The sequence below is a fragment of the Dyella sp. RRB7 genome, assembly GCF_022761115.1.
Taxonomy (GTDB): Bacteria; Pseudomonadota; Gammaproteobacteria; order Xanthomonadales; family Rhodanobacteraceae; genus Dyella.
The window spans coordinates 366,832-379,060 of the sequence record NZ_JAKWJS010000002.1; the positions used below are offsets into that span (position 1 = coordinate 366,832).

Annotated in this window: 11 protein-coding genes and 1 pseudogene; 5 read left to right on the top strand and 7 right to left on the bottom strand. The window is 60.4% G+C overall.

Features of this window, described 5'->3' with window-relative positions:
• Window positions 1-79 precede the first annotated feature (79 nt).
• Both MJ606_RS07910 and MJ606_RS07915 read right to left on the bottom strand, forming a co-directional pair.
• Window positions 80-403 (bottom strand): hypothetical protein, encoded by a 324-nt coding sequence (locus MJ606_RS07910; RefSeq protein WP_243048945.1) that lies wholly within the window; start codon window positions 401-403, stop codon window positions 80-82.
• A gap of 166 nt (window positions 404-569) precedes the next feature.
• On the bottom strand, window positions 570-1,007 hold the full coding sequence (locus MJ606_RS07915; protein WP_243048946.1) for a MarR family transcriptional regulator: 438 nt from the start codon (window positions 1,005-1,007) through the stop codon (window positions 570-572).
• A gap of 136 nt (window positions 1,008-1,143) precedes the next feature.
• On the opposite strand from MJ606_RS07915, the gene MJ606_RS07920 reads away from it, so the two are divergent.
• The 3 genes from MJ606_RS07920 (at window position 1,144) to MJ606_RS07930 (ending at window position 5,091) form a co-directional block, all read left to right on the top strand.
• Window positions 1,144-1,986 carry an META and DUF4377 domain-containing protein gene (locus tag MJ606_RS07920; RefSeq protein WP_243048948.1) on the top strand — a complete coding sequence of 281 codons (843 nt, stop codon included), beginning with the start codon at window positions 1,144-1,146 and terminating at the stop codon, window positions 1,984-1,986.
• 161 nt (window positions 1,987-2,147) lie between these two features.
• Window positions 2,148-4,124, top strand: a complete 1,977-nt coding sequence (locus MJ606_RS07925) for an oleate hydratase (RefSeq protein WP_243048950.1) — start codon at window positions 2,148-2,150, stop codon at window positions 4,122-4,124.
• A 112-nt stretch (window positions 4,125-4,236) separates the two neighbouring features.
• On the top strand, window positions 4,237-5,091 hold the full coding sequence (locus MJ606_RS07930; protein ID WP_243048951.1) for a 3-hydroxyacyl-CoA dehydrogenase: 855 nt from the start codon (window positions 4,237-4,239) through the stop codon (window positions 5,089-5,091).
• A gap of 89 nt (window positions 5,092-5,180) precedes the next feature.
• Here the strand turns inward: MJ606_RS07930 and MJ606_RS07935 are convergent, their stop codons facing one another.
• Window positions 5,181-6,173: a zinc-dependent alcohol dehydrogenase family protein gene (locus MJ606_RS07935; RefSeq protein ID WP_243048952.1), complete on the bottom strand. Its 993-nt coding sequence runs from the start codon at window positions 6,171-6,173 to the stop codon at window positions 5,181-5,183.
• 41 nt (window positions 6,174-6,214) lie between these two features.
• Entirely contained in the window at window positions 6,215-7,342 is a 1,128-nt protein-coding gene (locus MJ606_RS07940) for an L-dopachrome tautomerase-related protein (protein ID WP_243048953.1), read from the bottom strand.
• 524 nt (window positions 7,343-7,866) lie between these two features.
• Here MJ606_RS07940 and MJ606_RS07945 point away from each other — a divergent pair.
• On the top strand, window positions 7,867-8,433 hold the full coding sequence (locus MJ606_RS07945; RefSeq protein WP_243048954.1) for a cupin domain-containing protein: 567 nt from the start codon (window positions 7,867-7,869) through the stop codon (window positions 8,431-8,433).
• A 150-nt stretch (window positions 8,434-8,583) separates the two neighbouring features.
• Complete coding sequence (locus MJ606_RS07950; RefSeq protein ID WP_243048956.1) at window positions 8,584-10,257, top strand: SulP family inorganic anion transporter; 1,674 nt, start codon at window positions 8,584-8,586, stop codon at window positions 10,255-10,257.
• A gap of 192 nt (window positions 10,258-10,449) precedes the next feature.
• Here MJ606_RS07950 and MJ606_RS07955 read toward each other — a convergent pair.
• The 3 genes and pseudogenes from MJ606_RS07955 to MJ606_RS07965 form a co-directional block, all read right to left on the bottom strand.
• Window positions 10,450-10,638 (bottom strand): annotated as a pseudogene (locus MJ606_RS07955) (integrase core domain-containing protein); the annotation flags it as partial.
• A 248-nt stretch (window positions 10,639-10,886) separates the two neighbouring features.
• The gene (locus MJ606_RS07960) at window positions 10,887-11,534 is read right to left on the bottom strand and encodes a hypothetical protein (RefSeq protein ID WP_243048957.1); all 648 of its coding nucleotides are present in this window, start codon (window positions 11,532-11,534) and stop codon (window positions 10,887-10,889) included.
• A 14-nt stretch (window positions 11,535-11,548) separates the two neighbouring features.
• The gene (locus tag MJ606_RS07965; protein WP_243048958.1) at window positions 11,549-12,226 is read right to left on the bottom strand and encodes a DUF6883 domain-containing protein; all 678 of its coding nucleotides are present in this window, start codon (window positions 12,224-12,226) and stop codon (window positions 11,549-11,551) included.
• Between the last annotated feature and the right edge of the window lie 3 nt (window positions 12,227-12,229).

Below are 12,229 nucleotides of genomic sequence, written 5' to 3' on the forward strand. Positions count from 1 at the left end.
CTGGCAGCCGGCCGCCTCAGGCCGACGCGCCCAGCCCGTCGCCCGATGACGGTAGCGCGGAAGTGCCCCTGACCATCGCTTACGAACCGGGCGAACGGCCGCCGTGAAAGCGCCCGAACATGCGCGCCGCCATCACCGCCATCCACAGCATGCCCAGCCCCGCCGAGGCCGCCTGGTCGATGGCGTGGATATCAAAGCTGCCCACGCGCACCAGCAGCAGATAGGCGAACACGAGATTGGCGAAACCCCACAGCACGTTCACCGTGGAAGACGAAAGCCCCACGCCGTGCGGCTTGGCGAACGGGCTCTGGAAAGCGCGGCCCATCATGCCGCTGACGAAGTGCGGAATGGCATTGGCGAGAAACGCGCCACCGAAGAAGTAAGCCACTTCGTGGAGCAGCATGTTCACGCCCTCCCCGCCGGCAGCTCGTGGATCTGCGGCCTCGCGGCGGTTTGGCGGAATGCCCCGGCCAATGCATCATCGACAACAACGAGCGTGGTCAGAACCATGGCAAATCCTTCGGTGATGTGGCGCGCCGCCACGTGGGTGCAGCAGTGGATCGCGCCGACTATGCGTCGCTCAAGCGCTTGAGCAAGGCAACGGCCGACAGCAGGGTTTGTTGTTCCGCCGGATCGAGTTTCGCCACGGCGGCCATCAGCCACGCCTGCTTGGCGAGGCTGCGCTTACGCCGCATCTCGATGCCTTTGGCCGTCAATGACACCAGCATCTGCCGTCCATCCGTGGGATGCGGCTGACGCTCGATCAACCCTTCCTGTTCCAGATCGGCGAGCGTGGCGCCCATCGACTGCGGTTTCACCGCCTCGGCGCGCGCAAGCTCCGCGGTTGTCATCGGGCCGGCCCGTTCCAGCCGGGCCAGCGCGGACATCTGCGACCAACTCAGGCCGGCCGTATTCACTTCCTGGCGCAATCGACGCAGCAACTGGCCCATCGCCAACGAAAGATCGGTGACGGTGGCTTCCAGCGGGTGCGTCTGGTTCGTGCGCATGGAGGCATCCTAGACATGGACAGTAAAACTTGCAAGTTAAACTGTCTATATGGGAATTTGACGCCCTCGCACTCACCATGCGGGTACAACCATGCGGGACCACCACCCATAACCCGCTGTCCCCAAGGAGGGCCCTATGAAATACCGCCTGCTCTGGCTGCCGCTCGCCCTCGCTGCCTGCTCGCAAACACCGCAAGGCACGGGTCCTGCCCCTTCGCCTGCCAGCAGCGCGGCGAAAGCACCCCTTGCTGCCGGCACCACTGCCACCACGCCAGCGGCAACGGACGAGAACCTGCTTATCCAATACATCTGGCAACTCACCGGGGCGACCGACAGCGCAGGCAAACGCATCGACGCGCTGTTCATCCGCGCCGACAAGCCGGTGGAGCTGATGTTCCACGCCGACCGCATCAGCGTGACCAACAGCTGCAACGCCATCGGCGGCGGTTACAGCACCCATGGCGAACAACTCCGCATTGGTCCGATGGCGCACACCATGATGGCCTGCGCGGACCCGTCACTGTCCGCGCTGGACAGCGCCATCGGCCAGCGCCTGCAGGGCGACCTGCGCATGAGCCTGCAGGCCGATGGCGACACGCCGCATCTGCAACTGGTCACCGGCACTGGCGAAACGCTCAGCTTCACCGGCAGGCCCACCGCGGAAACGCGCTATGGCGGTTCGGGCGAAACCGTGTTCCTGGAAGTGGCCGCGCAGACCGCGCCATGCAACCACCCGCTGATTCCCAACAAGTCATGCCTGCAAGTGCGCGAACGCCATTACGACGAACACGGCCTGCAGAACGGCGCACCTGGTGACTGGCAGCCGCTGGACCAGGACATCGAGGGCTATACCCACGAAGACGGCATCCGCAACGTGCTGCGGGTGAAGCGCTATACCATCAAGAACCCGCCCGCCGACGCACCGTCCACCGCCTATGTATTGGACACGGTGATCGAAACGGAACAAGTGCAGCGCTAGGCAGGCAAGCAGCGCGGGCCAATCACTGACGTACGCAGCGCTTGTCCGTCGCGCGCCCTGCGGCAATCCGTCCAGGCCATTTTCACGGCATGTTTCCCGCGTCTCCGCGATGCTGCGCTATCTTGCGACGCCCCGTCGCCACAACAACAAGGAGTCGCGTTGTGACCGTCAAGAACTCCCCGACCACCGGCAAGCCATCGGCCTTTGAGCATCAGCCCGATGCTTCGCGCGACTATTGGTGCAACCGGCCCGAAAACACCTTGCCGCCGCCGGACATGATGGGCGCCTATATGCGCAACCGTCCCGTTGCCGGCGAGGGCATCGAGCAGCGCAAGGCCTACATCATCGGCAGCGGTATCGCCGGACTCGCCGCCGCGTTCTATCTGATCCGGGACGGCCACATGCCGGCCGGCAACATCACCATCATCGAGAGCATGGACATCGAAGGCGGCTCGCTGGATGGCGCGGGCAATGCGCAGGATGGCTATATCGTGCGCGGCGGCCGCGAGATGAACTGGAACTACGACAACCTGTGGGACATGTTCCAGGATGTTCCCGCGCTGGAATTGCCCGCGGGGTTCAGCGTGCTGGATGAATACCGGCTGGTGAACGACAACGACCCGAACTACTCCAAGGCCCGCTTGATGCACAAGCAGGGCCAGATCAAGGATTTCTCCACCTTCGGCCTGAACCGCTCGCAGCAATGGGAGTTGATCCGGCTGCTGCTCAAGCGCAAGGAGGACCTCGATGACATCACCATCGAGGAGTATTTCAGCGAAGGCTTCCTGCAGAGCAACTTCTGGTTCTTCTGGCGATCCATGTTCGCCTTCGAGAACTGGCAGAGCCTGCTGGAATTGAAGCTGTACATGCACCGCTTCCTGGACGCCATCGACGGCCTCAATGACATGTCGGCACTGGTGTTCCCCAAGTACAACCAGTTCGACAGTTTCGTTCGCCCGCTGGTGACGATGCTGCGCGACAAGGGTGTCAAGCTGCAATTCAAGACACGCGTCTACGATCTCGACATGAAGGTCGATGGCGAGCAGCGCACCGTCACCGGCATCCGCTGCAAGATCGACGGCAAGGACACCACCCTTCCCGTCGCCGAAGGTGACCTGGTATTTGCCCTCACCGGCTCCATGACCGAAGGCACCGCCTATGGCGACATGGATACCGCACCCGTGCTTGAGCGCGGCGTCCACCACCCGGGCGACGACAGCGACTGGGCCTTGTGGCTCAACCTGGCCAAGCAGTCGCCGGTGTTCGGCAAGCCCCTCAAATTCTGTGGCGACATCGATCGCTCGATGTGGGAGTCGGTGACGCTGACCCTCAAGCCCTCGCCACTGGTCGACAAGATCAAAGAGCTCTCGGTCAACGACCCGTACTCGGGCAAGACCGTGACCGGCGGCGTCATTACCTTCACCGATTCGAACTGGGTGCTCAGTTTCACCGTCAATCGTCAGCCGCATTTTCCCGACCAGCCCAAGGATGTGCTGGTGGCCTGGGTCTATGCGCTGCTGATGGACAAGGATGGCAACTACATCAAGAAGCCCATGCCCGCATGCACGGGGCGCGAGGTGCTGGCCGAGCTTTGCTACCACCTTGGCATTGTCGACCAGCTCGATGCCGTGGTGGCCCATACCAAGGTGCGCATCGCGCTGATGCCCTACATCACCGCGCAATTCATGCCGCGCGCGGCTGGCGACCGACCGGAAGTGGTTCCGGCCGGATGCACCAACCTCGGCCTGCTGGGGCAGTTCGTCGAAACCCGCAACGATGTCATCTTCACCATGGAAAGCTCGGTGCGCACCGCGCGGGTGGCGGTCTACACGCTGCTGAATCTGCGCAAGCAGGTGCCCGATATCAGCCCCACCCAGTACGACATACGCAACCTGATCAAGGCGGCGCGCACGCTCAACAACAACCAGCCCTTCATCGGCGAGCGGCTGCTGCACCGGCTGCTTGGCAAATCCTATTTCGCGCATGTGCTACCGCCCTTGCCCACCTCGGACAAGTCCAAGCGCGAACTGCTCGAAGACGAGCTTGCCGGTTTGTTCGGCAAGGGCAGCCAGGTGCTGAAAGATGCCTCGGGCTGGCTGGAACGCATCCGCGACAACCTGCGCAAGAAGTCAGGCTGAACCTGCGCGCTTGGCGCTGGGTCACCATGGCGCCAGGACAACCCGCATGCCGGCCGCCGCCCGCACGACGTGATGCGGCGGCCATGCCCGGTTATCCATGGAATAGCACCTCATGACCATCAAGAACGTCACCGTACTGGGCACCGGCGTACTGGGCTCGCAGATCATCTTCCAGACAGCCTTCAAGGGCTTCAACGTCACTGCGTACGACATCGACGATGCCAGCCTGGACAAGGCCCGCCAAACCATCGCCGGCCTCGCCCACCGTTATCTCGAAGACCTCAAGGACATACCCCCCGCCTCGCTCGACGCGGCGGCTGGGCGCATCACATGGAGCACCAGCCTGGCCGCTGCCGTGAAGGATGCCGACCTGGTCATCGAGGCGGTTCCCGAACAGATCGAACTCAAGCGCAAGGTCTACGGCGAGCTGGGCCGGGTCGCGCCGCCCAAGACCATCTTCGCCAGCAATGCCTCGACCTTGCTGCCCAGCGCCCTGGCAGATGCCACGGGGCGTCCGGACAGGTTCCTCGCCCTGCATTTCGCCAATGAAATCTGGCTGCACAACATCGCCGAAATCATGGGACACCCGGGTACCGATCCAGTGGTATTCGCCACCGTGGTCCAGTTCGCCCGGGACATCGGCATGGTGCCGATCGAGATCCACAAGGAGAAAGCCGGTTACGTGCTCAACTCGCTGCTGGTGCCGTTCCTGGCAGCAGCCTCGGGCTTGCTGATCGAAGGCATCGCCGAACCCGCTGCCATCGACAAGACCTGGCGGATCGGCACCGGCGCGCCCAAGGGGCCGTTCGAGATATTCGATATCGTCGGCCTGAATACGGCATATCACATTTCGCTGGTGGGCAGCCCCGCACAGCAGAGGTTCGCGCAGTACCTCAAGGAAAACTACATCGACAAGGGCAAGCTGGGCGTGGAAACGGGCGAGGGTTTCTACGTCTATCGGAAATAGGCCTGCAACTTATCGACGGCCGGCAGCACCTGCAAAGCGACGTGGAGAGCTGCGCATGGGGTTCTGGTGCCGGGGTGTAAGCGGCGCGGCTACAGGGATGGATCGATATCAATCACGATCTTTCCTTGAGCCTTTCCTGACTCCAACAGCCGATGCGCATCGGCGGCTGTGGCCAGCGTGAACGAGTGCGCATCGATCAGCGGCCTGAGTTTTCCTTCATCGACCAATCGCGCAGCTGATCGCAGGATGCGCCCATGACGATCGCGCCCAACTCCGGTCAACAGCGGCAAAAGCATGAAAACCGCGTGGAACGATAGCGCCTTGGCGTGCAGCACCGATAGATCCTGGGTGGTCCTTGCATTGGTCGTCACGACCTGGCCATGGGTTTGAGCCGCTTCAAAGCTATTGGGGAGATTGCCTCCACCGATGGTGTCGAACACGACATCGAATCCCTGTCCGCCGGTCAGTCGTTCGACGTAGGCTGCTACGGACTCCTTCTGGAAATCGATGGTTTCGTCGGCGCCAAGCGACATGGCAATGTTCGACGCTGCATCCCCGGCTATCGTGGTCGCCACGCGCGCACCCATAGCCCTGGCCAACTGTATGGCGATATGGCCCACACCGCCGATTCCCCCATGTACCAGGACATGTTGGCCCGATGACAGTTGCGATCGCTCCCAAGCTTCCCACGCGGTAATGGTGACCAACGGCAGCGCCGCTGCCTCGCGAAAGCTGAGCTTTTCTGGTTTTGGCGCGAGCAGCCTGGCATCTGCGAGCATGTATTCGGCAAGCGATCCGCCCTGACCCCTTACACCACCCGCGCAGCCATAGACGGCGTCGCCCGGTGCGAAATCCAATACCCCGGCCCCGACCGCTTCGACGCGGCCGGCAACGTCGGCGCCGAGCACGGCGGGCATGGCGGGACCGATCGGAAGACCGCCACGGATTTTGATATCGATCGCGTTGATCGACGTGGCCGCCTGCCTAACCAGGACGTACCCCGGCTTGACCTCGGGCCTGGGAATATCCTGCAGCTGGAAATTCTCCGGCCCACCAAACTCCGTCAGTACGAGAGCTTTCATGCTGCGCGATCCTCATGCACCGGGGTGCGTTAACGAACGTGCTACGGCGAGTGAATCTGTGATCCTGGCGAAGCAACGCCGACAAGCATGTAGAGCGTCATGGGCTGCTTCACTTCGTCCGTCCCGTGATGGAAGAGTGCCGTGCGATCGATTTGCGCAGCTGGCATCCACAGCGTGCCATTGGCGTCGAGAAAGGACGCATCAACCCAATGGAGCCGATCATCCTGGAGCAGCGTCGTGATGACGCCATCTGCCGTACGCTTGCGCACCGAGTTCGTCGCAAGGTCCGAAAAATAAAGCGTGCCGTTCTTGTCCATGGTCGTACCGCCGACAGGTGGCAGGTCGATCCACGGCTCAACCGCTGCGGCCAGCTTTTCCGGGGATACGGCGGGATCGTCCAGCAACGTTGTCGGCACGCGATGCCAGGGACCCTCAAGGGTTCCAAAGTAGAACCATCGACCATCGGGACTCAGTTCAAGCGGGTCCGAATTCACCTGTAGCGGCTTGTCATCGGGACCCAGATCGGTATTTCCAGCCACGACGATGGGGCGTTCGCCGTTCGCCACCACCGACGGCGCGGCATCCAATACGCGTCGAGCGTGACCTGTCTTCAAATCCAGGACAATCAACCCACCCTGTCCAGCGTCGGTCAGATAAGCGTGTGTCCCGTGAAAACGCACGTCGTCGACATAGCTTCCGGGCTTAACCACGCCCGGTTCGAAGGCGTAGACACGCACGACCTTGTTCGTCTTCAGGCCGATATGAATCAACTTGGCACCATGCGGCAAAGGGTCTCCGCCAAAATCCGGAGAGCCCGTATCCACGACCCAAAGATCACCCTGGTTGTCCATGTGCAGCGCATTGATGTTCACAAATGCGTTGCTCGGATCGGTGCTTGCTTTCCATGCATTCCAGGCAGCGTCGGGATATGGCGCGGGCATGCCATCTTTCCCTATCACCACCAAGGAAGGCAGCTTCGTGCCCGTCCAGCGTGGACCTGAGAGAAAGATGCGATCTCCAGAAACCACTACCGCATTCCACACCGCGCCTTCGGCCTGAGCGCCCACCTGGAGATCAGGTTGTGCGCCCGCAAACGAGACGCTTGCAGCCAATGACATCCACGCAGCACATGCGAGCCCAAGAAGAAGTTTCTTTGCGCCAAAACTCATCGCTTGCCTCCTGGTGACTGGCCAAGTCAAACGCCACACTGGCGAATTGCCTTGGTGGCACGGCTTTAACGGATACGCGAGCCCACCCTAATGCCTCACGTCTCCCAGGGCTTGAACGATCTTGTGAAAATTTGAACTGGATTCGGGGTCCAGCATCAACTGATACCGAAATGGGGTCCGTTCAAACAGCGGCCTTCGCAGTCGGAAGCAGCGCACCACGGTGACCAGCCACCTTGAATGAACACCCCCATTTGGGGGGCATCTGACAGGTGGGCGACAGGCAATAATCGCCTGGCAACTCATGAAAGTGCGATTCGCGTGCCGGTGAATCGCGATGATCTTCCAGTGCGATCGAAATACCCGAAGACGCGCGACATCCCGCCAAATGCGCCTGGCGAATCCGACTACGGTGCGACGACCAGCGCCTAAGAAGTACCCGTGGACACGGATTGGCATATGACGATGTACCGCGGCACGGACGCTTTTTGATGCTTGCATGCCATTAAAGACGGACGGACAGTCCCATGAAAATGAAACCTCTGGTTGCCTGCCTCTGCTCAAGTGCATGGCTCCTTTTGACGGTCCCCTGCGGCGCAGGGGCGCAGACTACCGAAAACGGTCAGATGGCCCGATCACTGTCCCCATCGGAAGCACCGGGCAGCGGCGTTCAACCAAGCATCAGCGCACACTCCGCGGTGTTACCCGTGCTCTATCAGCTCGACCAGCAACCCATCGAGCAGATATCGCCACTGATTCAACGGCAGGTTCTTCATGGCGTCCAATCGACCTTCGTGAAATGGATCGTCAAGAAAGGCGGCGTATTTCCGTTGCATCATCATGCTAACGAACAGATTACCTGGATAACGCAAGGCCGTTGCGAGGTGAACTCGCAGGGCAAGCGCTTTGTGTTGACCGCCGGAACCGTGCTCGTGATTCCGCCAAACGTGCCTCACGAATTTCGCTGCACCGAGGACACCATCGACATCGACTTCTTTGCCCCACAACGCCAGGACTGGATCGACGGCGCCGCCTCTGTAGCTGCCACGCCCGATGCCGCAGCCGATGGTGCGCCCAGTAGTTCCAAGAAATAAACCATCGACCGAATCAGGCATCGCTCTCCAAGAACAACGGGACGATGCGGATTGTGGGCACCAGACATCAAGGGCTATGAGATGACTATTTCGGCGCGGCCTTGGTATCCAGCATACTAACCGGGGTCGCGAGTCATCCAGGAAGGCGTCATGCCCTTTAGGCCGTTCAAAGGATTGTTTCCCGCAAGTCGCATTTCCGCCGTGCGCGACGCCGGGGCAGGCGTCATCCTTGCGTCGATGGATATCCCCCAGTTGCTTGGCTATGCACGAATTGCCGGCATGCCGACAGTCACGGGGCTCTATACAGGCCTGTTGCCGATCATTGCTTTCGCGCTGTTCGGCGCGTCGCGGAGTCTTGTCGTTGCCGCGGACTCCGCCACCGCGACCATTTTCGCGAGCAAGCTCTCGACATTGGCGGAGCCATCGAGTGCCCAGTACATCGCACTGGCGGGCATGACGGCGCTGCTTACCGCGCTGATGTTGTTGATCGCCCGCATCTTCCGCCTCGGCTTTCTCGCCGACTTCTTGTCCCGCACCGTGCTGGTGGGTTTTCTTGCCGGCGTTGGCGTACAGGTCGGCGTGGCGATGATGGGAGACATGCTCGGTATCCCGATTGCCTCGCGCTCGACGCTGGGGCAGATCAGCCTGATCGCCACCCATCTATCCGCCATCCACGGGCTGTCGCTCACCATCTCCGCACTGGTGGTCGCGATCATCCTGCTGTTCAAACATTACAGGCCTCGCTGGCCTGCTGCGCTGGCCGTGGTGGTCATCGGGATCTGGTCGAGCATTGCCCTGAATTTATCGAGTCGCGGCATCGGCGTGATCGGCCCCTTGGACATCGGTGTGCCGCACCTTCGCCTATTCGATATCGGATGGTTTCAGACACTGAGCCTTCTGCAGGTGGCCGGCTCCTGCTTTGTCGTCATCATTGCGCAGAGTGCGGCAACCAGCCGGGCATTCGCCGAACGTTACGGCGACAACGTCGATGAGAATGCCGACCTGCTTGGCCTGGCGGCGGCCAATGCAGCCGCGGCGTTGAGCGGCGCATTCGTGGTCAATGGCAGTCCGACCCAGACCGCCATGGCTGAACAGGCCGGCGCACGCAGCCAGATCGCACAGCTCACGCTGGCCGCCTGCGTGGTGGCCGTTCTGCTGTTCCTGGGACGCTGGCTGCAGTACCTGCCACAGTGCGTGTTGGCGTCACTGGTGTTCACGATTGCGGTGGGGCTCATCGCGGTCAAACAAATGAACGCCATCCGTCGGGAGAGCCCCGGCGAATTTGCGCTGGCCTTGACCACGGCCCTAGCCGTCGTGATCGCAGGCGTGGAGACCGGGATCTTCCTCGCGATCGTACTTTCGCTATTGCGTCACGTGCGCCACAGCTACCGCCCTCACACGATGATATTCGCGCCAAACCGTGAAAGCCGGTGGGAACCCGTGCCGTCACATGCCGGGCTGGAGACGGGCCCTGGATTGATCGTTTATCGCTTCGGTTCCGACCTTTTCTATGCGAACGAGCATTTGTTCACCGATGAGGTGCGCCGACTGATCGACACCGCACCCACGCCGGTGCGCTGGTTTATCGTCGACGCCTCTGCCATCACCGATCTGGACTATTCGGCAGGTCGCTCGGTCAACACCTTGTGCAAGGAACTGGCAGCGCGCGGTATCAAGGTCGTATTTTCCCGCGTGAGCCAGTATTTGCGCGCCGACATGGATCGCCACGGCGTCACGTCCGTGATCGGGACGAACAGCATTTACAGCACCTTGCATGAGGCACTTGCAAGCCTGCATGAAACCGCTCACTCGCCTACGCAGTAGCTGAAGCAGGGTTTGTTTGATGTGTCCTATGTCCTGAACGCGGCCTCACACTGACTGCTAAAGCAAACATGGACACTTAGGCGAATCAATCGGTCATCGACAGGGACTCTGGCATGCTCCCCCCGCCATGCTTTGGCGGTGATCCGATGGCGAGGCCAAGCCCGTTCAAGGCTTGTGTCGACTCCCCTCAGATCAATGCCACGAATAATTAGAGGCGGCCGGGTCGTTCTGGATACGAAACTCGGCGGGCGTCAGCCCGCCAAGGCTGTCATGGGGTATCTCGCGGTTGTAGTCGGCTAGCCATCGCTCGGTATGTTCGCGGACCTCATGGAGCATGCGGAACACATGCATGTCGAGCACGCCCCGTCGATAGCTGTCGAAGTTCACCGTGCCACCGCTGACGATGGCGGTGCCGTTCTTACTCGATAGCGTAGCGGCATGATACGTCTGATCACCGCCACTGATGAGGGCAATGCCACCACCCAAGGTGGCCTGGCCGCCGGCATTCACCTGGGTGCCTTGGGCGGTGCTTATGTCCACTTAATCGGCGATTCTCTTGTGGCCATCTTTGCTGGCGTCGCTCGATTGCTGGGTGTTGGCGTCGGCGAGCAGGTTGATCTGCTCTCCACTCACCCGCGCTGCGGATGCGCAATCTCGGGCGGCTTATCGTCATTGGCGGACATGTTGCAAAGTATCCCGCTATCTTGGAGTTGCGCATACGTCTTTTCAGCCTGCGCTTCCCTACAGGTTTGCCATGTTTGACTCATGCCCAGCATGTACATCATGCGAGTACGAAACAATTCATATGGAAAGGCGCCTCGGACACTCCCCGCAGGCATTCCCGCACCACCAACCTGCGCGTCATTGGGATCGGCCTTCTTATTGGACGCGCTCGATATCGGCGGCTCAGCAATTCCGTACATACCTATTTGTAGCCCTGAGTATCGGGATATCTGGACCTGTACCTCTGAACCTCCGTCCTTCGCAACAGCAGTCACTCGCCACCAGTCGGTGCCCACCGAATTGCCTAGGAACTTATAAACATGCCACCCCCTCACTCCCTGCAACTGCCCATCCGGATAGTCGAACTTGAAATCGTGATCGGCCAGACGCAACACCTTCTCGGCAGCAGCAAGGGCTTGATCTGGGCTTACTCCTGGGTAGAACGTGGTGTGTAGATTGCGCCACTCTTCGCGCGATTGCGGCGCGGGGTCAGAGGCACATGACGACAGCAAGAAAGTTACTGCTACGAGCATCCCCAATTTACGCATATACATATTCCCTTTCCTGATTAGTGCCGAAGCTCAGCCAAAAAATTCGTTGCCTCGAGCTGAATCCGCTCAGGGCGATTCGTACCCACAACGAAGGCGCCTATGGCCACCCGCTTACGCAACGCTTGAAGCCTTCTCGTAGTATAGCCAACGTCATGAGCCTCAACGGTTGCTAGAGCGTACACATCGCCCTCCGGCAAGAATGCCTCCACTTCATACGCGGTCGGAGCGGTCGGATCACCGAACACCAATACCACGGTGACAACAGTTCCAACTGACAGCACCAAAGTCCTTTGCTCTCCGATTACCGTTCCTTCAACGGGTTTCGACAATACGAAGGTGTCGTTTTCTCTCATCGCATTCATTTCTTGGTCGATACCTGTTACCAACCGGACCGTGCCGGAATTGTCCTGCATGAAGACAAACGTCGTGTCGATAGTCTTTCCGTTCGCTCCAGTGATTGGAATGACCTGCTCGTAAGTCTGCCCGTACTGAGTGGTCTTCGTCGGAACCGCAGTGGCCGGATCGAAATATAACTGGCTTGCCAGATCTTGCCAGTTGCTCTGATCGAAGCCTAGCGCCTGACTGAACCAGTTGGCTTTAGTTTGGTTCTGCGGATGCGCCGGGTCCAGTAGATAACCACTTAATTTGCTTTGAAGATTTAAAGTATCGAAACCAACGTTGTTTGTGGCAGGCACAGT